Here is an 18,898-nt window from a genome sequence, read left to right as displayed (position 1 = left end):
CAGCGGTGCGGCACCGCGGTCACACGGCCGCGGTGCCGATCAGCCCGTTGCGCGTCACCCGTTCCGCCAGCTCGGCCTCGGTGAGGTCGTCCGTGCCCGAGGGCCGGCGCGGCAGCACCATGTACCGCGACTCGGCGTTCGCGTCCCACACCCGGATCTCGGTGTCGTCCGGCAACGTGAGCCCGAACTGCTCCAGCACCTCGCGCGGGTGGCTGACCACCTTCGAGCGGTAGGCCGTGCTCTTGTACCAGGTCGGCGATGGGCCCAGCAGCGCGATCGGATAGCAGCTGCAGAGCGTGCACACGACGACGTTGTGCACGTCGGCCGTGTTCTCCACGACGTGCAGCACCTGCGGTTGCAACCCGCCGCCCATCGACAGCCCGACCTCCGGCAGTGTCGAGTTCGCGTCGTCGAGCAGCCTCGCCCGGAACTCCGCGTCGACCCACGCGCGTGCCACGACCCGGAAGCCGTTGGCGGGTGTGGCCCTGTGCGTGAACGCCTCCAGGGCTCTGTCCAGTTCGGACGCGTCGACCAGGCCCCTGGCCTCCAGAACCGCCTCGAACTCGCGGACCTGCGCGGCGATCGGGGAGTCGTCGTGGTCGTCACTCATCGCTCAGGTACTCCTCCCAGAGGGACAGGGTCACCTTGTGATCGCCCTGCCCGAACAGTTCCCGCGCGGTGAACTCCACCAGGTAGACCTGTTGTGGCTGCACGATTCCGCGTGCCCGCAGGTCCGCGAGGGGATGCACGCCGTCGAAGCCCGCCACCGTGCCGGACTTCCCGCGCGCGTAGTGCGGCAGGCGGGTGTGGTGCTCGGGGTCCACAGTGGACGTCCGCACGCGGTCGCCCGTCCGGTACCGCTCAGACATGGCCCTTCTCCCGCACCAGCGTCTGGATCGCCCGGAACCAGTTCTCGTAGTAGCCGGACTCGTGCGACATCGTGCGTTCGACGGCGTCCCGGAACTCGTCGAGGTTGTAGATCCCGCGACCGATCAGTGCCCGGTTCATGGCGAAGACGTGCGCTTCCCAGTCCGCGTGGAACGGCGGCTCGTCCAGTTCCTCGTCGATCGGACCGAATCCGTCCAGCCCGCCGACGTCGTTGATCCTCGGCATCTCACCTCCGGCGCTCAGCCAGATTCTGCGCCGCCTCCCGCCAGTTCGGGAAGTGGAACTCGAATCCGGCCTGCTCCAGCCTGCCCGGCACGACCCGGCGGCTCTTGAGCAGCAGCTCGGTGTCGGTGCGCAGGGCGAACGCCCCGATCCCGGCCATCCAGCGCGTCGCGGGCAGTCCCACGGGCACGTTCCAGGCCTGGCGGAGGTCGCGCATGAACTCCCGCTGCGGCAGCGGGTTCGGCGCCGCCAGGTTGACCGCTCCCGCGATCGGTTCCCTGATCAGCAGCGCGACCGCCCGCACGAAGTCGTCGTCGTGGATCCACGAGACGTACTGGCGCCCGCCCGCCACCGGGCCGCCCAGCCCGAGCCGCGCCAGCCACGACAGGTAGTCGAACACGCCGCCCCGGTCCGGGCTCATCACCATCGCGGACCGCAGCGCGATCTTGCGGGTGCTCGGCGTGTCGGCCTCGTTCAGCTCGGCCTCCCAGCGCTTGGCGATCTCGACGCTGTACGCCCAGTAGCCCGGCACGTCCGGCTCGCGCCCGCCGATGACCCCGGTCTCCTCGTTGTTGGCGGCGTCGAACCGGTGCGCGTAGATCGTCGCGGTGCTCATCTGCAGCCAGACCGCGGGCGGGTCGTCCGCCTTCGCGATGGCCTCGCCGACGACCCGCGCGGAGTCCACCCGCGACCGCATCATCTGCTGGAGGTTCTCCGCGGTGTAGCGGCAGCTCACGCTCCGTCCGGCCAGGTTGATCACGACGTCGGCGCCGTCGATCTCCTGCGCCCACCTGCCCAGCGTGTGGCCGTCCCACCGCACGCCGGCGTTGCGGCTGATGATCACCACCTCGTGGCCCGCCGCCTTGAGCGCGCGGGTCAGCACGCCGCCGACCTGCCCGGTACCGCCTGGAATCACGATCTTCATGTCTGGTCGTCCCCCTCGGCGCCGACGCTAGCCCCCGGTCGCTGAGAGGTGTTTCAGCTATGCTCCGGCAAAACGCTCAAACGAACAGGCGGTCGGTCATGCGGGAGTCCAGCGAGGCGCGGCGGCAGCGGATTCTGGCCGTCACAGCGTCGCGGGGCACGGTCAAGGTGAGCGATCTGGCCGAGGAACTGGACGTTTCGATCGTCACGATCCGGCGTGACGTCGAGGAGCTCGCCAGGCTCGGCAAACTGCGCCGCGGACACGGCGTCGCTCGGTCGCTCACGCCGGTCGAGCAGCCGGAGCCGAGGCAGGCGACGAACGGGGCGATCGCGCTGGTCGTGCCGGAGCGCCACACGTACCTGTACGAGACGATGAACGGCGCCCGCAAGACGCTCGAAGAGGCCGGCATGCGGGTGGTCCTGCACATCGCGCCGCAGGTCAGGGGTGCTGAACGGCCCATCGTCGAGAAGGCGCTGACCGAGTCCGTGCAGGGGCTGCTGATGGCGCCGCGCTGGCGCACGTTCGAGGAGGAGGCGCAGGACGACTGGCTCGCGGACACCGGCGTGCCGACCGTCCTGATGGAACGCCGCCCGAGCGGAGGCCTGCGGGCGATGAACTCCGTGTGCTCGGACCACTGGTACGGCATGCACCTGGCCGTGAAGCACCTGACCGACCTCGGGCACCGCAGGATCGTGCTGGCCGCACGCGACGACAGCCCGACGGCGCGCGTGCTGCGCAGAGCGTTCCACGAGATCTCGGCGGACCTGGAGGACGCCGTCACCGTGCGGAGCTCACCGGACACCGGGCTTGTGGACGTACTGCGCGCACATCGGGCGACGGCGGCGGTGCTGCACGGCGACGAGGACGCGTTGATGCTGGTCCAGCAGATGATGCACGCCGGGATGGAGGTGCCCCGGATGTGCTCGGTCGTGTCGTACGACGATGTGGTCGCGTCGCTCGGCAGCATCCCGCTCACGGCCGTCGCGCCGCCGAAGACCGAGGTCGGCCGGGTCGCCGCCGAGCTGCTGCTGCGGAAGCTGAAAGGCGAGGTCACGGCCCCTGAACGGATCGAGCTGCTGCCCGCGTTGAAGATCCGCTCATCGACTGAGCGTTTGACCGTTTCTTGACGCCAAACCGATCAGGCGATCAGGATGCGATCCATGCGCCTGAGTCGTCGCACACTTCTCGCGGCGGGTCTCACGGCACCATTGGCGGCCTGCTCCACTCCGCAACGCCGCGGTGCCGGAGGTCCGGTAGAGATCACGTTCTGGTCGGCCCTGCGAGGTAGTCAGCAGGTCGTCGACGCGTTCAACTCCTCGCAGAACCGCATCAGGGTGGTCTTCCAGCAGATCCCCTCGGGTGGGCAGGGCGGGTACGCCAAGCTCAGCAACGCGGCTCGTGCGGGCAACGCACCGGACATAGCCACGATCGAGTACCCGCAGGTGCCGGGGTACGCGATCGACGGCGTGGCCCGTGACATCACCGACCTCGTGACCGATCGCGTGAAGCAGAAGCTGCTGCCGCAGGCGCTCAAGCTCACGACGTTCGACAACCGCGTGTTCAGCGTTCCACTCGACATCGAGCCGATGGTCCTGCACTACCGCGCGGACCTGTTCCAGGCCAACGGTTTCGAGATCCCGGCGACCTGGGACGAGTTCGCTGACCTGGCCCGCGCGGTCAAGAACAGGTTCCCGGACAAGAAGCTCACGCTGTTCCCCACGGACGGCGGCACGCAGTTCGCGTGCTTCGCCTGGCAGGCCGGCGGGCAGTGGTTCGACACCAGTGGCGGCAAGTGGCGCGTGTCCCTCGCCGACGGGCCCACCCAGAAGGTCGCGGCCTACTGGCAGAAGCTCATCGACGAGGACGTGGTGTTCCGCAACGCGGGCGACAGCAAGCAGCACGACGCCCAGATCGGCCAGGACCGCGTGCTCACCAGGCTGAGCGGCGCGTGGGACGCGGGCGCGCAGATGCGGGCGAGGCCCGGCCAGAAGGGCAAGTGGCGCATCGCCCCGATGCCGGTCTGGGACGACCAGGTGGTCGGCACGCACGGTGGTTCCACCTTCGCGATCACCAAGGACTCCTGGGAACCCGAAGCGGCCATGGAGTTCATCGAGTGGCAGACCACCCACCCGGACGCGCTCACCGCTCGCCTCAAGAGCGGCACCAGCAGCCAGTACCCGGTCGCGCCCGGCCTGGTCGCGGCAGGCGCCAAGGCGTTCCCCGGCGAGTACTACGGCGGCCAGGACATCTACCGGCTCTTCGAGCAGGAGGCGAACAAGGTCCGCGACGGCTGGGTGTGGGGACCGCGGATGACCGCCACCCTGAAGGTGATGCAGGACGGGTTCGCGAAGGCGGGCGCCGGTGAGGGCACGCTGATCGACGCGGTGCGGACGGCCCAGAGCGGCACGATGCCCGATCTGAAGGCCCTCGGTCTGTCCACTGAGGAGGGTGCGCGGTGAAGAGCAAACTCGCCTGCGCCGTCCTGATGGCGCCGTTCTTCCTACTGCTGGTCACCGTGTTCCTGATTCCGACCGGAACGGCGATCTGGCTCAGCTTCTTCGCCGCCGACCAGCCGGGACTGGGCTTCGGCCCGGAGAGCACGGTGTTCGTCGGCCTGCGCAGCTACGTCGCCGTGCTCAGCGACCCGACGTTCCTCAACGGCCTGCTGACCGTGGTCCTGTACTGCCTGCTCTACATCCCGCTGATGGTCGTCGGTGCGCTCACCCTCGCGCTGCTGCTGGACTCCGGGGTGGCGAAGCTGCGCAGCTGGATGCAGATGGGCCTCTACCTGCCGCACGCCGTGCCGGGCATCATCGCGGCCCTGATCTGGCTCTACCTCTACACACCGGGACTGAGCCCGATCATCGACCTGTTCGCCAAGGCCGACATCCAGATCAACTTCCTCGGCATCAACACCGTGCTGCCGTCGATCGTGAACATCGCCCTGTGGAGCAACCTCGGCTACAACATGGTGATCTTCTACGCGGCGTTGCAGGCCGTGCCGCGCGAGGTCCTGGAAGCGTCCGTCGTGGACGGCGCCGGCCCGGTCAAGCAGGCGCTGCGGATCAAGACACCGCTGGTGCGCGGCGCGATCGTCACGGTCGGCATCTTCACGCTCATCTGGGCGCTGCAGCTGTTCACCGAACCCGTGCTGCTCAGCCAGTCCACCCCGATGATCAGCGCCCGGTTCTCGCCGAGCATGTACATCTACGACGCCGCCTTCACCCGCAACAACTACGGCCTCGCCGCGGCCGCGTCCGTGATCCTGCTGGCCTTCACGGTCGCGCTGTCCTTCGGCGTCACCCGCTGGACGAACAGGAAGGCCGCCTGATGACCCTTCTCGGCCGGACCACGGTCAACGTGGTCATCGGCGTCTCGGTGCTCTACACCCTGCTGCCGGTGATGTGGCTGGTGCTCGCCGCCACGAAGAACGTCGACGCCCTGTTCAACAGCGACCTGTTCGGCGGCTTCTCGCTGGGGGAGAACGTCAGGAACCTCTTCGCGATGGACAAGGGCCTGTACGGGCGCTGGTACCTCAACAGTCTGCTGTACGCGGTGATCGGCGCCGCGGTCAGCGCGTTCATCTCGATCGCCTCCGGGTACGCGTTCGACAAGTACTCCTTCCGCCACAAGGAGAAGCTCTTCGGGCTCGTGCTCGCGGCGGTCATGGTGCCGCAGACCGTGCTCGCGCTGCCGCTGTACCTGATGGCGTCCGAGGCGGGCCTGGTGAACACGTTCTGGGCGGTGTTCATCCCGGCGCTGTTCAACCCGTTCGGCGTCTACCTCGGCCGGATCTTCGCGCAGGGCTACGTGCCCGACGAGGTGCTGGAGGCCGCCCGCATCGACGGCGCGGGCGATCTCGCCACGTACTTCAAGGTCGCGTTGCGGATGCTCGGGCCGGGCATGGTGACGCTGTTCCTGTTCCAGCTCACCACGATCTGGAACAACTTCTTCCTGCCCATGGTGATGCTGTCCGACCAGAAGCTCTACCCCGTCAGCCTTGGCCTCTACCAGTGGAACAGTTCGGCCACGGTGTCTCCCGAGTACTACCCGGTGGTGATCATGGGATCTCTCTTCGCGGTGCTGCCGCTGATTCTCGCGTTCATGTTGCTGCAACGGTTCTGGAAGGCCGGCATGACCGCGGGAGCCGTCAAGTGAGGGCCGCGGGCGTGATGTCGGAGGAGGCCGCCGCCGTCGTCCTCGCGCCCGTGCTCCACGACCTGAAGGCGTTGTGCGACTTCGAGGGCGTCAGCGAGGACTTCGCCGGTGTGCCCGACGTCGACCTGCTCGTGACGGGCTGGGGGTGCCCGCCGATCACCGCCGAGGTGCTCGCTCGGCTGCCCAGTCTCAAGGCGATCGTGCACACGGCCGGGTCGGTCAAGGGCTTCGTCACCGACGCCTGCTGGGATCGTGGCATCGCGGTGTCGTCGGCCGCCCAGGCCAACGCGCTGCCGGTCGCCGAGTACACCGTCGCGATGATCCTGCTGAGCGGCAAGCGGGTGCTCGAACGTGCCCGCGAGTACCGCGAGACCAAGCGGATGTCGGTGTACGGGGTCTCGCCGTCCGTCGGCAACTTCGGCGCCACGGTCGGCATCCTGTCCGCGTCGATGATCGGCCGCCGGGTGATCGAGCTGCTGGCGCCCTACGATTTCCAGGTGCTGGTGCACGATCCGTTCGTGACCGAAGTGGACGGTGCCGAGTCCGTGAGCCTCACCGAGTTGTTCGAACGCAGTGACGTGGTCAGCGTGCACACGCCGTTGCTGCCGCAGACCAGGGGACTGGTGAGCGGTGAGCTGCTCGGCCTGCTGCGCGACGACGCCGTGCTGATCAACACCGCCCGCGGCGCCGTCGTCGACCAGGACGCGCTGGCGGTGCAGGCCGGCCGGATTCGGGCGGTGCTCGACGTGACCGATCCCGAGGTGCTGCCGGCGGACCACCCGTTGTGGCGCAACGACAACGTGCTCATCACGCCCCACCTTGCCGGGTCGCAGGGCAACGAGTGGGACCGCCTCGGCCTGCACGCGCTGGGAGAGGTCCGCAGATGGGCGGCGGGCGAGCCGTTCGAGACTCCGGTACCCGCGGAACGAAGGGAGCACATCGCGTGAGCCACAGCCGCGAACAGTGGGTGGGGACGGCGGACGCGCTGCTGGGCGCCGCTTGGCGGTACGGGTCCCCGGACCAGGCGTTTCTCGACCTGCCGGGCAGGCCGTCCCGCAGCGGTGTCCGGTCGGACGGTCTGGAGGGGTACGCCCGCACGTTCCTCGCCGCCGCCTTTCGCACCGCGCACGGCGAGGACCCGCACAACTGGCTGGAGCGTTACGCCGCGGGGCTGGCGGCCGGGACGGCGGGGGAGTGGCCCGCGATCTTCGACGTCGGCCAGCCCATGGTCGAGTCGGCGTCGGTGGCGCTGGGTCTGCGCCTGACCAAGCCGTGGCTCTGGGACAAGCTCCCGGAGGCGGTGCAGGATCGCGCCGAGGCCTGGCTGCGGGAGGCGCTGCGGCACGTTCCGGCCGCCAACAACTGGTACTTCTTCCCGTACACCGTGGCGTCGTTCCTGGAGGCGGCCGGACGCGGTGACGACGAGACCCGCCGGGCTCAGGACCGAGCCATGGAACTGCTGGAAGGCTGGTACGTCGGCGACGGCTGGTACTCCGACGGCGACGGCCGCGCGTTCGACCACTACAACGGCTGGGCGCTGCACCTCTACCCGGCGCTGGACGCGCACCTGAACGGCCGGCCGATCACCACCCACCTGCGCGAGCACCTGAAGAGCTTCCACCTGCTGTTCGGCGCGGACGGAGCCCCGCTCTACTTCGGACGGTCGCTCACCTACCGCTTCGCCGCCGCGTCGGCCGTGGCACTGGGCGCGGTCACCGGCGAGACGCCGCTGAGCCCCGGCCACTCACGGCACCTCATCGGCAAGACCCTCCAGTACTTCCTCGACCGGGGATCGCTGTCCGACGGCCTGCTCAGCCTCGGCTGGCACGGCCCGCACGAGGCCGGCCTCCAGCCCTACTCCGGACCGGCCTCGCCGTACTGGGCGTCGAAGGCGTTCGTCTGCCTGCTCGCCGGTCCCGATCATCCACTGTGGACAGCGCGGGAGGAGAGCCCGGACGAGGACCAGACGCTCGCGCTGCCAGGACCGGGCTTCCTGATCCGGCGGCACAACGGCGTGACGCGGCTGCACAACCACGGCAGCGACCACGTCCGGCCGTTCGAGGGCGAGTACGCGACCGAGGACGATCCTCTCTACAGCCGCTTCGCCTACTCGACGACCAGCGGCCCGACGTCGAAGCACAACGTCGCCGACAACCACATCAGCCTCGTCGTCCGGGGCGACCGCAGCGTGCGCCGGCGGATCCACCCGCTGGGCGCGGCGGACAACTGGGCCGCGTCCTGGCATCGCCCGGTGTTCGACGCGAACCAGCCCATGGTGCCGGGCCTGCGGATCGAGAGCGTCACCGCGGTCTGGGGCGACCAGGAGCTGCGCATCCACCGCGTGATCGGCGCACCGCCCGGCACGAGGGCAGAGCTCACCGGCTGGGCCACGGACCTGCCGTCACCACTGGTCGGCGTGCGGGGCTGGACGGGCGAGGAGTCGCGGACCGCGCCGCAGGGCACGGCGTTCACCACCACGACGAAGGTTCCGGTGCTGACCGCCGATGTCGAGGGAACGGTGACGCTGGCGGCGGTCTCGGTGCTCGACGGCACGGTCGCGGAGGCGGACTGGGACGCCCGCGTGGACGAGATCCTCCTGCTCACCCTCGACGACCCCGACCGCGACACGACGGCGAGGCCCGGCGGCGCCTGAACGGGGCACGACGGCGGACCCTGGACGCCTGAACGGGGTAACGCGGCGGCGGCAGGCCCGATGAAGGGATGTGCGCATCACCCTTCTCGCCGCCGCCGCGTTCCTGCTCGCCGCCTGCACCTCCACGCCGGAGGCAGCGCCGTCGCAGGTGCCGCAGGCCCCGACCACCGTCGAGCAACCCGCGGGCAAAGGCCCCAACTGCGCGAACGCCAACTCCTCCGTCGTGGGCAAGGCGCTCGGGCTGCGGCTGCAGGGCCAGCAGGAGACCGTCGACAAGGCGGTCACGACCTGCCGTTACGTGGGCGCGGGCATGCCGGTCGAGGTGAGGTTCACCGCGAACGCGACCGCCGCGACGTTCGCCAAGGGCAAGCCGGAGAAGGCCAAGGCGCTCGAGGGCCTGTTCGACGAGGCCTACGAGGCCACGGCCGGCGGGGCCGAGACCGCCCAGCACACGGTGGCCGCGCGCAAGGGAAAGACCCAGATCGAGGTGATGTCGCCGGCGGGCGTCGAGCCGTCGAAGAAGCTGATCACCGACCTGTTCGGCCGCATCTAAACGGGTACGTCGAAGAACGAGAGCACGCGTGCTCCGGGTGCCAGCCACGGTTCCAGCAGGGCGTTCGCGCGGCCGGGATCGCGGTGGAACAGCCCGACCCGCACCGCGAACACCAGGTCGAACCGCCGGTCGCCGAGGTTCATGTCCTCCAGCGACGCGATGAGGAACTCGGCCTTGCCCGACGCCACGTACGGCGCGTTGCGGCGGGTCGCGGCCTCGATCATCTTGGTGGAGCGGTCGATCGCGGTGAGCGTGCCGGTGGACAGCAGTTCGCACACCAGGGTGGCCGCCACGCCCTGACCGCAGCCGATCTCCAGCACCCGGTCACCGGGCCGGATGGCGAGTTGGCCGACCACACCCCGCAGACGCTCGCTCATGGTCCACATCATGCGTCAGCGCGGCGGGCGGGGCTACTCCCGCAGCCCCGCCTCACGAAGATCAGCCCAGGCCGCCCAGGTTGACCATCCAGTTGACGCCGAACTTGTCGACGAGGTCGCCGTACTCGTCGCCCCACATCTGCTTCTCCAGCGGCGTGCCGACCTTGCCGCCGTCGGCGAGGGCGTTGAAGTAGTCGCGCAGCACCTCTTCGTCGCCCGACAGCGACACCGTGATGCTGGAGCCCGACTTGTACTCCATGCCGGGAGGCGTGTCGGCGGCCATGATCGTGTAGCCGGCGTCCGTCTCCAGCTGCGCGTGCATGATCTGGTCGGCCTGCGGCGTGTCCTGCATGCCGAACTCGCCGAAGGTGTTCATCTTCAGTTCGCCGCCGAAGACCGACTGGTAGAACTCCATCGCCTGGCGGGCCTGACCGTCGAAGCTGATGTACGGGTTGAGGCGAGTGGCCACCGGAATCGCTCCTTCAGATGAGACGGACCCGCATCCTCGCAAACCCTTGGCACACCTACAACTTGAACCTACTCAGTGACACCGGAGTCACCCTGAGCGACCTTGCCCGCGTACATGAGTGTGGCCTCGGGTGTGAGCGGGTGGAACGTTCCGGCGCGCACGTCGCGGTAAGCGCGTTCCAGCGGTGAACGCTTGAAGAACGACCGTCCACCCAGGACCTCCATCGCGATGTCGACGACCTCGATCGCCTCCACGACGGCCTGCCGCTTGGCCAGCATCACGGTGATCGTCGACTCGGCGTTGGCGGTGTAGTCGTCGCCGAGCTCCTCGATCGAGCCCATCAGCGACCACCACGCGGTGCGCAGCCTGTAGTCCATCAGCCCGATCTGCCTGGTGGCGTTCTTCGACGTCGTCCGCACGGCCACGTCCCGCGCACCCGCCGCGATGCCGAAGTACGTCGCCCCGCACACCGGGGCGAAGTGGACGACCGCGGCGAACAGGGGCGCGCCGAACTCGCCGTACGGCCGGCGGGCCGCGATCTTCTCCGCCGGGATGAACACGTCCTCCAGCACCACGTCGTGGCTGGCCGTGCCGCGCATGCCGAGCGTGTCCCACGTTTCCTCGATGCGCACGCCGTCGGCGTTGAGCGGCGCGCTGAAGTGCAGCACCTCGTCGCCGAGAACAGCGGACGTGGCCACGACGTTCGCGCGCGGAGACTGGCTGCAGAACGCCTTGCGGCCGTTCACCAGGAAACCGTCGTCCACGGGCGTCGCCGTCGTCGTGGGCCACAGCCAGTCCGAGCCGCCACTGGTCGCGATGACCAGGCCTTCCGCGGCCACGCGCCGCAGCACGCCTTCCGCGTCCGGAGCGCCCTTGCGTCTGCGATATCCCTGCATCAGCGTCAGGTACAGGTGCATGGTGACGGCCAGCGCGGTGGCGCCGTCGTGCCGGGCGAGCTCGGCCTGGGCGTAACAGACCTGGCGCATCGTGGCGCCGAGCCCGCCCAGTTCCTCGGGTACGGCCAACGCCAGGTAGCCCTCCTCGCGCATCGCCTCGTACGCCTCGCTCACGAACGTGGCGTCGCGGTCGTGCTCGGACGCGTGGGCCGCCGCGATGGCGCCGATGCGGGCGGCCATCTCCACGAACTTGGCGTCGTCGTCTCTGGTCACGGTGGGGAACGTGCTGGTCACCCGCGGTGTCTCAAGTGTCGTCATGCGACAAACGTAAGAACGCGCGAGCCCCGCGGGTAGTTCTGAAAGTGAACCGGACGGCGGTAACGAAACCTCCGCGGAGACGGAGACTCTCCCTGTGAGGACGTATGCGCAGTACTGCCCGATCGTCCGCGCCGTCGAGGTGCTGGGCGACCGGTGGACGTTGCTGATCGTGCGGGACATGCTCACCGGTGCCTCGCGCTTCAACGAGCTCGCCCGCGGCCTGCCGGGGCTCTCGCGGGCCCTGCTGTCACGGCGGCTGCGGCAGCTCGCGAACGCCGGTCTGGTGCAGCGCACCGGTGACGGCTACACGCTGACGCCGCCCGGAGAGGCGTTGCGCCCCTTGGTGTTCGGCCTCGCCGACTGGGGTGCCCGGTACGCGTTCGGCGATCCGCGCGCCGACGAGCTCGACCCCGAGGTGCTGATGTGGTGGATGCACGGCCGCGTCGACACCGGCACGCTGAGCAAGCGCGCGAACATCGAGGTCCGCATCAACGACCGGCGCCGCACGTTCTGGCTCGTCGTCGAACCCGGTGACGCCTCGATCTGCTACACCGACCCCGGCCTGGAGGTCGACGCCGTGCTGGCGTCCGACATCGCGACGCTCTACCGGATGTGGGAGGGCGAGGTCGGCCTGCTCGACGCGGTGCGCGCGGGCACGATCGAGCTGACCGGGACGCGCTGGGTGGTGCGCGGCCTGCCGGAGTGGCTGAAGCTCAGCCCGGTCGCCGAGCACGTGCGCGCCGCCAAGGCAGACGCCTGACCAGCGACGACGAGATTTTCGAAGATTTTCTGGGTGGTCGTGTCGATCCGGGGTGGTGCCCGTTCGACGCATCAGTGGAAGGACACGACAGCCCAGGAGGAACTCGACATGACCGCCACGATCACCACCCCCGCCGCCGTTGTTCGCAAGTCCGCCGCCGCACGTCACGCGACGCTCGTGACCCGCGTGCTGACCGGTCTGCTGTTCACCGTGACCGGTCTGAACGGGTTCCTGAACTTCATGCCCGCACCGGATCCGAGCACGATGGCGCCCGCCGGGGTCGCGTTCACGACCGCCTTGTACGCCACCGGCTACATGCTGCAGCTGGCCTCGGGCGTGCAGGTCGTCGCCGGTGTCCTGCTGCTGATCGGCCGGTTCGTCCCGCTGGCGCTCGCGATCCTGGCTCCGATGGTCGTGAACATCTTCCTGATCCACGTCTTCCTGGAGCCGTCCGGTCTCGGCATCGCGATCCTGGTGGTGCTGGCCGAGATCGGTCTCGCGTGGGCGTACCGCGACAAGTTCCGCCCGATGCTCCAGGCCCGCTAGCCCCTACCGGGCCGTGAACGTGGCCAGCAGCGCCTGTACCTCGTAGACGTCGACGCCCTTGCCGAACTGCTTGGAGATCGGGGCGTCGGCGCTGGAGACCCAGATCTTCAGCTCAGCGTCCATGTCGAAGTGGCCGGCGGTCTCGACCGAGAACTGCGTGATCGCCTTGTACGGCACCGAGTGGTACTCGACCTTCTTGCCCGTCATGCCCTGCTTGTCGACCAGGATCAGCCTCCGGTCGGTGAACAGGAACGAGTCGCGCACCAGCTGGTACGCCGCGTGGATCTGTTCCCCCTGCGCCAGCAGCCGCCCGAACTCCTTCGCGGCGTCCCGCGGGTCGAGCTTCGACGCGTTCCCCATCATTCCGCTGAGAAGTCCCATACGTCCACGTTTACCAGGCTTTCCGAAACCTTGTCCCGGTACTGGGCTTCTGCTGTCCGAGCGCTTCCCGTCCTACCTCGAAAGTGGATCTCAACAGCCACTCGATCGGGGAGAACGACACGATGCGCAAGCACTTCATCGGAGCCGCCGGACTGGCCGGGGCCGCCACCCTGCTCGTCGGATGTTCCAGCGCCCCAGCGCAAACCGCCGCCGGCACGGACGTGGCGCCGACGCCCGAGCAGGTCAAGGCGTTGTTCGCCGATTGGAACAACGCCCTCGCCACGGGGGACGCCCAGAAGGTGGCCGATCGCTACGCTCCGAACGCGGTTCTGCTGCCCACGGTGTCGAACCAGGTGCGGTCCACGCGGGCCGAGATCGTCGACTACTTCGAGCACTTCCTGCTGAACAAGCCGAGCGGCGAGATCCTCGACTCGCACGTCGCCGTCCTGGACGCCGACGACGCGATCGACGCGGGCACCTACCGGTTCTCGCTCACTCAGGAAGGCAAGCCGTCGACCGTGGACGCCCGCTACACGTTCGTCTACGAGAAGATCGGCGGGAAGTGGCTCATCGTGAACCACCACTCGTCGGCGATGCCGGAGAAAGCCTGATCCGCACGCACAACCCGCCGCTGGAGGCTTCCTCCAGCGACACCGCGCCGCCGTCGTCGGTGACGAGCTGCTTGACGATCGCGAGGCCCAGGCCGGAGCCGCCCTTGCCGGTGAGGCCCTGGCCACGCCAGAACCTGTCGAACGCCCGCGCCCGGTCGGCCTCCGGCAGGCCGGGGCCGGCGTCGACGATCTCCAGCAGGCCCGGCCGGGTGGTGCGGACGAGGATCGTGGCGCCGTCCGGGGACACCTCCAGCGCGTTGGACAGCACGTTGTCGAGCACCTGCTCGAGGTGGCCCGGCGTCGCGAGGACGCGGATGTCGAAGCCTTCGCTGACCAGGGAGATCGAGCGTTCGTCGGCGGCGGCGCGCCACGCGGTGAACCGTTCCGCGACGACGTCGAGCACCTGCACCGGTTCGGGGTGCGGCACGTCCGCCTCGGCGCGTGCCAGCGCCAGCAGGCCGTTGACCAGCCGCGACATCCGCACGACCTCGGCCGTCGCCATCTCGACGTCCTCGCGGACCACCGGGTCGTCGACACCGTCGGCCACGTTGTCGAGCGAGAGCCGCAGAGCGGTCAGCGGGGTGCGGAGCTGGTGCGAGGCGTCGCCGATGAACGCCCGCTGCGAGCCGACCAGCGTGCCGATCGTCTCGGTGGCGGTGTTCAGCGTCCTGGCGAGCGTGCGGGTTTCCGGTGGTCCCGTCTCCTCGGCCCGCGCGGACAGGTCGCCGTCGCGCAGCCGGCCCGCCATCGCGTTCAGCTCGCGCAACGGCCGGGTGACCCTGCGCGCCAGCCACAGTCCCAGGAACGCCGCCAGGATCAGCACGCCCACGGCGAGTGCGGCGCGGAAACCCCAGATCTGCCACAGCCGTTGCGTGATCGGACCGTCCGGATAGGACAGCCGGATCGCGCCGGCGACGGTGCCGTCGGGGGTCGTGGCCGGGACCGTGAGCTTCAGTCCCTCGTCGTCCCAGACCGTCGACTCCGCCTGGGGTTCGAGGACGTCGATCTGGCCGGGCGTCTGCCGTTCGTAGGCGTCCACCAGGGCGTTCAACGACCTGGTGTCGCCCGAGGCGAGCAGCAAGGCGGCGGTCTCGGCCTCGCGGCGCGCGGTGTTCTCCGCGTCGCCGTAGATCTGCTGGTTGAGCGTGAACGCCACCGGCACCGTGAACGCGGCGATCGCCACCGCCACCAGGAGCACGTAGCTCCAGGCGAGCTGGCGGATCACGTGAGCACCAGCCGGAATCCCACGCCCCGCACGGTCTCCAGCGAGGCCGCGTCACCGAGCTTGCGGCGCAACACCCCGACGTGCACGTCGAGCGTCTTCGTGGGGCCGAACCAGTTCTCGTCCCACACCGCCTCCATGATCTGCTCGCGGGTGAACACCGCGCCGGGTTCCTCGGCCAGGAACGCCAGCAGGTCGAACTCCTTCGGCGTCAGCTCGACCTCGCCGCCGTCGAGGTGCACCCGCCGCCCGCGCCGGTCGATGCGCACCCGCCCGTGCGTCTCGGGTTCGCGTTGAGCAGGCTGCACGCGCCGGAGAACAGCACGCATCCGTGCGACGACCTCCCGCACCCCGAACGGTTTGGTGACGTAGTCGTCGGCGCCGATCTCCAGCCCCACCACCCGGTCGACCTCGTCGGACCGCGCGCTGATGACGATGATCGGCACGTCCCCGCGCGCCCGAAGCTCACGGCAGACGTCGAGACCGTCCATGTCGGGCAGCCCGAGATCGACGAGCACCAGGCCGAAGTCTCCGGCCGTCAGCGCTTCCGCACCCGTGCGCACCCACCGGACCTCGAACCCGTAGCGGGACAGTCCTCGCGTGAGCGATTCCGCGATCGGCTCGTCGTCCTCCACCAGCAGCACCCGCATGGGCGCTGATCATTCCATTGGACGCGGCAGGGCGTTGCGCAGCCGGATGCCGCTGAACTCCCGCGTGCCTGCCGTGACCTCGTCCCAGAACGGCCAGAGGCTGGCCAGCACGCGCAGTTCGATCCCCGCCTCCTCGTGCAGCGCGAACAGGTCGCCGACGCGTTCGGCGGGTCCGAGCGGCACCACCGGCTCCGTGGCGACGTGAGCGTGATCTTCGAACGGCTGGAACTGCTTGACGTCGAACCGGTACGCGTACAGCTCGACGGTCCGCATCCGTTCCAGCCATCCGTACTCGATCGCGTGCACCCTGGTCGTGCCGCCGATCGTCATCACCCGCGGGCACTGCCGGGGAAACCAGTAGCCGGGGGAGCGTCGAGCATCCACGGCCCACACGTACTTCTCGGCCTGCCGCGCGGTCGCCGCCCGGTGCGGGACGAACCGGGTGATCGACGGATCTTCGGAGAAGTGCAGGACCTGACCTGGTTCGGGGCGCATGTGGTCGATACTGGCCCGCATGCGGAGGTTGACGCTCGCGGTTTTGCTGGTCCTCGCCGGCTGCTCTTCAGGCGGTGCGGACAACACGGTCGGCTTCACCGCCGTCGATCTCACGGCCACGCCCGAAGCGTTGGCGACGCACGGGGACATGCTGGTCATCGGCACCCGCCCGTCCGACCATCCGGAACTCGTCACGCGCACGAAGGACGGCAGGCTCAGCAACTCCAGGCTGACCCCGGCGACCCCGTACGGCAAGGAAGCGCACTGGTACGGCATCACCTCCGACGGCACCACGATCACCGGCGTCGGTGGCGAACGCGGTGGCGCGCACGGCAACGTCCGCTGGAGCGCCTGGACCGGCGACACCCGTGCGATCAACGAGAAACCGCAGGCCTTCAGCACGTTCGGCGGCTACGGCGCGGGCGAGCTGATCGCCCCGGTGCGCACCGCGAAGGGCCCGCTGATCATCGGCACCTGGCAGAGCGCCAAGGCCGGCCTCGACCTCGCGGCCTGGACCTTCGCCGACGACACCTGGACCCGTCAGCCGTCCGCCGGCACAGCGCTGGAGAGCTCGCAGGAACTCCTCCGGTTCCCCCTGGCCGTCACCCCGGACGGCGACGGCGCCCTCGTCGTCGGCTGGCAGATCGCGAAAGGCGTGGTGAGCGCCGCGGTCTGGCGGTTCGACGGCACCACCTGGACCACCGCCACCCTCCCGGACGGCGACGCCGCGCTGGCCGCCCGCTGCTGGGACGGCACCTGCCACGTCGTGGGCCGCAGCAAGGGCAGGCTCGCCTGGTGGTCGGGCCCGGACTGGAAGAAGCTGACCACGCCGGACGTCCCGGTCGGCGACGACGACACGCTCGCCGCGCCCGTCTCCGTCAACGGCACGCCGACGCTGTTCGTGGACCACGACGGGGTCAAGCTGGTGTCCGAAAAGGACGAACGGCCTGCGAAGGGCCCGTCCGGCAAGGTCGTGGCGGCGGAGAAGGTCGGCGACCAGGTGTTCGTGATCGCCGGTGGCCGGTTGTGGCGCCTCACCTAGAAAGCAGGGCCCGCAACGTCTCCAGTCCCTCCAGCACGGCCTTGCGTTCGGCGGCGGAGGCCGCGTCCAGCGCGCGGGTGAGCCGTCCGTACGGGCCCTCGGAGATCTCGCGCGTGTAGCCCTGCACCGGTGCGGTCACCTCGATCCGCGTGTACCGGCGATCGTGCGGATCGGGCTCCCGCGTCACGAGCCCGCGTGCCTGCAGCCGGTCCACGATCCCGGACGTCGTGGAATGCGACAGGCTCAGCCGTCGCGCCAGTTCGGTGACCGTTGCCGACCCCTCCACCACCAGCGACCTGATCAGGCCGACCTGGGGCGCGGTCAGCCCGCTGCGGGCCTGGTCGCCGGAGGGTTCGATCGACGTCGTCAGCAGCTCCTGTCGCAGGGCGCGCAAGTGCGCCATCACCGACTCCGCGTCCTCGAAAACCTCGGCCATGGCGGCAGTCTAGGGGTACGTTGCATACGACGCGTCGTATACGACACAAGTAACCAGTACAGGCAGGGAGAGTCCGATAGCCATTAAGCGCGTACCCACACCGGCCGGCGACGAGGCCTGGCTGGTCACCGGCTACGACCAGGTCAAGGCCCTGCTGGCCGACCGCAGGCTCGGCCGCGGCCACGCCGACCCGGACAACGCTCCGAGGTTCTCGACGTCGGTCATCCTCGGCAAACCGCACAAAGCCACCGCGGAGCAGGAGAACGAGAAGCACACGTGGATGCGCAGGATGCTCGCCCCGGCGTTCTCCGCGAAGAACATGGAGGCGATGCGCCCACGCGTGCGTCATCTGCTGAACGACTTGCTGGATGACCTGGTGAAACAGGATCAGCCCGCGGACTTTCACGAAGCGGTGTCGTTCCCGCTTCCGGTGCTGGTGATCTGCGAACTGCTGGGTGTCCCGGCGGAAGACCGCGAAGAGTTCCGATCCTGGTCAGAGGCCACGAGCACGCTCAACGACGAGCAGAAATCGATGCGAGGTTTCACAAACCTTTGGGCGTACATGGGCGAACTGGTCGCGAAGAAGAAGAAAAACCCGGCGGACGACGTCATCAGCCGTCTGATCGGGCAGAACCCGGACGCCCGTGAGCAGGAGATCGCGCAGCTCGGCGCGGGCCTGCTGTTCGCGGGTCACGAGACGACGGTCTCCGCGATCGACCGCGCGGTGATGCTGCTCAGCCTCAACCCGGACCAGTGGCACGCGCTGGAACGTCCGGGAGCCGTCGCCGCCACCGTCGAGGAGGTCCTGCGCCACCGCTCACCCGTGTCGGCGCGCTCCGGCGACTCCGGCCTGCCCCGGTACGCGATGGCCGACATCGAGGTCGAGGGGACCGTCATCCCCGCGGGCGACCTGGTGCTGCTCGGCATCGAGCAGGCCAACCGGGACGAGGACCGCTTCCCCGACCCCGCGGCCTTCACGCGGCGCGTCCCCAACCCGCACCTGTCGTTCGGGCACGGCTTCCGGTTCTGCGTCGGCGCGCCGCTCGCCAGGGTCGAACTGACCGAGACGCTCGCAGCCCTTGTGACGCGCTTCACGACGTTCGGCCTAGCCGTGGACCTCGCCGCGCTGAGCAGGAGGACGGAACAGCTGGTGGGCGGGGTGGTCCAGCTCCCGGTCCGCTGGACGGAGGCCTGACCTGCTCCGCATCGATGCAGTAACCGTGCAGATGCGGGGCGCTCCGCAGCGTGATGCCCGGTTTATGATCACATTGCGCTGCTTGTCCCACGTCTTCCGGT

The 18,898-nt window shown here is 69.3% G+C and carries 24 protein-coding genes; 12 read left to right on the top strand and 12 right to left on the bottom strand.

Annotation, left to right across the window (positions count from 1 at the left end):
- Positions 1–19: 19 nt before the first annotated feature.
- From BM417_RS03885 to BM417_RS03870, 4 genes are read right to left on the bottom strand one after another with little or no spacing between them, the layout of a single operon-like run.
- Positions 20–610, bottom strand: a complete 591-nt coding sequence (locus BM417_RS03885; RefSeq protein ID WP_093588296.1) for a nitrile hydratase subunit alpha — start codon at positions 608–610, stop codon at positions 20–22.
- Complete coding sequence (locus BM417_RS50195) at positions 603–869, bottom strand: SH3-like domain-containing protein (RefSeq protein WP_093588295.1); 267 nt, start codon at positions 867–869, stop codon at positions 603–605. The genes BM417_RS03885 and BM417_RS50195 overlap by 8 nt, the downstream gene beginning before the upstream one ends.
- Positions 862–1,113, bottom strand: a complete 252-nt coding sequence (locus tag BM417_RS50190; RefSeq protein ID WP_093588294.1) for an SH3-like domain-containing protein — start codon at positions 1,111–1,113, stop codon at positions 862–864. The genes BM417_RS50195 and BM417_RS50190 overlap by 8 nt, the downstream gene beginning before the upstream one ends.
- A gap of 1 nt (position 1,114) precedes the next feature.
- Positions 1,115–2,035 (bottom strand): TIGR01777 family oxidoreductase, encoded by a 921-nt coding sequence (locus tag BM417_RS03870; RefSeq protein ID WP_093588293.1) that lies wholly within the window; start codon positions 2,033–2,035, stop codon positions 1,115–1,117.
- Between the two features lie 98 nt (positions 2,036–2,133).
- Between BM417_RS03870 and BM417_RS03865 the strand changes: the two genes are divergently transcribed.
- The 7 genes from BM417_RS03865 (at position 2,134) to BM417_RS03835 (ending at position 9,399) form a co-directional block, all read left to right on the top strand.
- Positions 2,134–3,162, top strand: coding sequence for a substrate-binding domain-containing protein (locus BM417_RS03865; RefSeq protein WP_093588292.1), 1,029 nt, complete (start codon positions 2,134–2,136; stop codon positions 3,160–3,162).
- Between the two features lie 33 nt (positions 3,163–3,195).
- Positions 3,196–4,494, top strand: coding sequence for an ABC transporter substrate-binding protein (locus BM417_RS03860; RefSeq protein ID WP_093588291.1), 1,299 nt, complete (start codon positions 3,196–3,198; stop codon positions 4,492–4,494).
- Positions 4,491–5,366, top strand: a complete 876-nt coding sequence (locus BM417_RS03855; protein ID WP_245821670.1) for a carbohydrate ABC transporter permease — start codon at positions 4,491–4,493, stop codon at positions 5,364–5,366. Before BM417_RS03860 ends, BM417_RS03855 begins: the two co-directional genes overlap by 4 nt.
- Positions 5,366–6,193, top strand: coding sequence for a carbohydrate ABC transporter permease (locus tag BM417_RS03850; protein WP_093588290.1), 828 nt, complete (start codon positions 5,366–5,368; stop codon positions 6,191–6,193). The genes BM417_RS03855 and BM417_RS03850 overlap by 1 nt, the downstream gene beginning before the upstream one ends.
- A complete protein-coding gene (locus BM417_RS03845; protein WP_245821668.1) occupies positions 6,190–7,140 on the top strand; it encodes a hydroxyacid dehydrogenase in 951 nt (316 codons plus the stop codon). The genes BM417_RS03850 and BM417_RS03845 overlap by 4 nt, the downstream gene beginning before the upstream one ends.
- Positions 7,137–8,846, top strand: coding sequence for a DUF2264 domain-containing protein (locus BM417_RS03840; protein WP_245821666.1), 1,710 nt, complete (start codon positions 7,137–7,139; stop codon positions 8,844–8,846). The genes BM417_RS03845 and BM417_RS03840 overlap by 4 nt, the downstream gene beginning before the upstream one ends.
- Positions 8,847–8,916: 70 nt before the next feature.
- Positions 8,917–9,399: a hypothetical protein gene (locus tag BM417_RS03835; RefSeq protein WP_093588287.1), complete on the top strand. Its 483-nt coding sequence runs from the start codon at positions 8,917–8,919 to the stop codon at positions 9,397–9,399.
- Here BM417_RS03835 and BM417_RS03830 read toward each other — a convergent pair.
- The 3 genes from BM417_RS03830 to BM417_RS03820 form a co-directional block, all read right to left on the bottom strand.
- The gene (locus BM417_RS03830) at positions 9,396–9,776 is read right to left on the bottom strand and encodes a class I SAM-dependent methyltransferase (RefSeq protein WP_177320260.1); all 381 of its coding nucleotides are present in this window, start codon (positions 9,774–9,776) and stop codon (positions 9,396–9,398) included. The genes BM417_RS03835 and BM417_RS03830 overlap by 4 nt on opposite strands.
- 61 nt (positions 9,777–9,837) lie before the next feature.
- A complete protein-coding gene (locus tag BM417_RS03825; RefSeq protein WP_093588285.1) occupies positions 9,838–10,245 on the bottom strand; it encodes a VOC family protein in 408 nt (135 codons plus the stop codon).
- A 68-nt stretch (positions 10,246–10,313) separates the two neighbouring features.
- The gene (locus BM417_RS03820; protein ID WP_177320259.1) at positions 10,314–11,459 is read right to left on the bottom strand and encodes an acyl-CoA dehydrogenase family protein; all 1,146 of its coding nucleotides are present in this window, start codon (positions 11,457–11,459) and stop codon (positions 10,314–10,316) included.
- Positions 11,460–11,553: 94 nt separating this feature from the next.
- On the opposite strand from BM417_RS03820, the gene BM417_RS03815 reads away from it, so the two are divergent.
- Entirely contained in the window at positions 11,554–12,219 is a 666-nt protein-coding gene (locus BM417_RS03815) for a winged helix-turn-helix transcriptional regulator (protein WP_218164311.1), read from the top strand.
- A 108-nt stretch (positions 12,220–12,327) separates the two neighbouring features.
- The gene (locus BM417_RS03810; protein WP_093588594.1) at positions 12,328–12,765 is read left to right on the top strand and encodes a DoxX family membrane protein; all 438 of its coding nucleotides are present in this window, start codon (positions 12,328–12,330) and stop codon (positions 12,763–12,765) included.
- Between the two features lie 3 nt (positions 12,766–12,768).
- Here the strand turns inward: BM417_RS03810 and BM417_RS03805 are convergent, their stop codons facing one another.
- A complete protein-coding gene (locus BM417_RS03805) occupies positions 12,769–13,146 on the bottom strand; it encodes a PH domain-containing protein (protein WP_093588282.1) in 378 nt (125 codons plus the stop codon).
- A gap of 83 nt (positions 13,147–13,229) precedes the next feature.
- Here BM417_RS03805 and BM417_RS03800 point away from each other — a divergent pair, with 83 nt between their 5' ends.
- A complete protein-coding gene (locus BM417_RS03800) occupies positions 13,230–13,757 on the top strand; it encodes an SgcJ/EcaC family oxidoreductase (protein WP_245821665.1) in 528 nt (175 codons plus the stop codon).
- Here BM417_RS03800 and BM417_RS03795 read toward each other — a convergent pair.
- Genes BM417_RS03795 through BM417_RS03785 form a run of 3 tightly spaced genes read right to left on the bottom strand, consistent with a single transcriptional unit; the run spans position 13,714 to position 16,124 of the window.
- Entirely contained in the window at positions 13,714–14,982 is a 1,269-nt protein-coding gene (locus BM417_RS03795) for a sensor histidine kinase (protein ID WP_093588281.1), read from the bottom strand. The genes BM417_RS03800 and BM417_RS03795 overlap by 44 nt on opposite strands.
- Positions 14,979–15,629 (bottom strand): response regulator transcription factor, encoded by a 651-nt coding sequence (locus BM417_RS03790; protein ID WP_093588280.1) that lies wholly within the window; start codon positions 15,627–15,629, stop codon positions 14,979–14,981. The genes BM417_RS03795 and BM417_RS03790 overlap by 4 nt, the downstream gene beginning before the upstream one ends.
- Before the next feature lie 9 nt (positions 15,630–15,638).
- Positions 15,639–16,124: a DUF6886 family protein gene (locus BM417_RS03785; protein WP_093588592.1), complete on the bottom strand. Its 486-nt coding sequence runs from the start codon at positions 16,122–16,124 to the stop codon at positions 15,639–15,641.
- A gap of 19 nt (positions 16,125–16,143) precedes the next feature.
- Here BM417_RS03785 and BM417_RS03780 point away from each other — a divergent pair, with 19 nt between their 5' ends.
- Positions 16,144–17,166 (top strand): hypothetical protein, encoded by a 1,023-nt coding sequence (locus BM417_RS03780; protein ID WP_093588279.1) that lies wholly within the window; start codon positions 16,144–16,146, stop codon positions 17,164–17,166.
- On the opposite strand, the gene BM417_RS03775 is transcribed toward BM417_RS03780, so the two are convergent.
- Positions 17,159–17,602 (bottom strand): MarR family winged helix-turn-helix transcriptional regulator, encoded by a 444-nt coding sequence (locus tag BM417_RS03775; protein ID WP_093588278.1) that lies wholly within the window; start codon positions 17,600–17,602, stop codon positions 17,159–17,161. The genes BM417_RS03780 and BM417_RS03775 overlap by 8 nt on opposite strands.
- A gap of 280 nt (positions 17,603–17,882) precedes the next feature.
- Here BM417_RS03775 and BM417_RS03770 point away from each other — a divergent pair, with 280 nt between their 5' ends.
- Positions 17,883–18,797, top strand: a complete 915-nt coding sequence (locus BM417_RS03770; RefSeq protein WP_218164310.1) for a cytochrome P450 — start codon at positions 17,883–17,885, stop codon at positions 18,795–18,797.
- Positions 18,798–18,898: the final 101 nt, after the last annotated feature.

The organism is Lentzea waywayandensis, assembly GCF_900115955.1.
GTDB classification, from domain to species: domain Bacteria; phylum Actinomycetota; class Actinomycetes; order Mycobacteriales; family Pseudonocardiaceae; genus Lentzea; species Lentzea waywayandensis.
The sequence above is the reverse complement of the archived record's forward strand: the minus strand, read 5'-3'. Positions and strand labels throughout refer to the sequence as shown.

Coding starts and splice junctions, on each gene's coding strand:
- BM417_RS03885 (WP_093588296.1), bottom strand. CDS start 610: ATGAGTGACGACCACGACGACTCCCCGATCGCCGCGCAGGTCCGCGAG.
- BM417_RS50195 (WP_093588295.1), bottom strand. CDS start 869: ATGTCTGAGCGGTACCGGACGGGCGACCGCGTGCGGACGTCCACTGTG.
- BM417_RS50190 (WP_093588294.1), bottom strand. CDS start 1,113: ATGCCGAGGATCAACGACGTCGGCGGGCTGGACGGATTCGGTCCGATC.
- BM417_RS03870 (WP_093588293.1), bottom strand. CDS start 2,035: ATGAAGATCGTGATTCCAGGCGGTACCGGGCAGGTCGGCGGCGTGCTG.
- BM417_RS03865 (WP_093588292.1), top strand. CDS start 2,134: ATGCGGGAGTCCAGCGAGGCGCGGCGGCAGCGGATTCTGGCCGTCACA.
- BM417_RS03860 (WP_093588291.1), top strand. CDS start 3,196: ATGCGCCTGAGTCGTCGCACACTTCTCGCGGCGGGTCTCACGGCACCA.
- BM417_RS03850 (WP_093588290.1), top strand. CDS start 5,366: ATGACCCTTCTCGGCCGGACCACGGTCAACGTGGTCATCGGCGTCTCG.
- BM417_RS03830 (WP_177320260.1), bottom strand. CDS start 9,776: ATGAGCGAGCGTCTGCGGGGTGTGGTCGGCCAACTCGCCATCCGGCCC.
- BM417_RS03820 (WP_177320259.1), bottom strand. CDS start 11,459: ATGACGACACTTGAGACACCGCGGGTGACCAGCACGTTCCCCACCGTG.
- BM417_RS03810 (WP_093588594.1), top strand. CDS start 12,328: ATGACCGCCACGATCACCACCCCCGCCGCCGTTGTTCGCAAGTCCGCC.
- BM417_RS03805 (WP_093588282.1), bottom strand. CDS start 13,146: ATGGGACTTCTCAGCGGAATGATGGGGAACGCGTCGAAGCTCGACCCG.
- BM417_RS03790 (WP_093588280.1), bottom strand. CDS start 15,629: ATGCGGGTGCTGCTGGTGGAGGACGACGAGCCGATCGCGGAATCGCTC.
- BM417_RS03785 (WP_093588592.1), bottom strand. CDS start 16,124: ATGCGCCCCGAACCAGGTCAGGTCCTGCACTTCTCCGAAGATCCGTCG.
- BM417_RS03780 (WP_093588279.1), top strand. CDS start 16,144: ATGCGGAGGTTGACGCTCGCGGTTTTGCTGGTCCTCGCCGGCTGCTCT.
- BM417_RS03775 (WP_093588278.1), bottom strand. CDS start 17,602: ATGGCCGAGGTTTTCGAGGACGCGGAGTCGGTGATGGCGCACTTGCGC.
- BM417_RS03770 (WP_218164310.1), top strand. CDS start 17,883: ATGCGCAGGATGCTCGCCCCGGCGTTCTCCGCGAAGAACATGGAGGCG.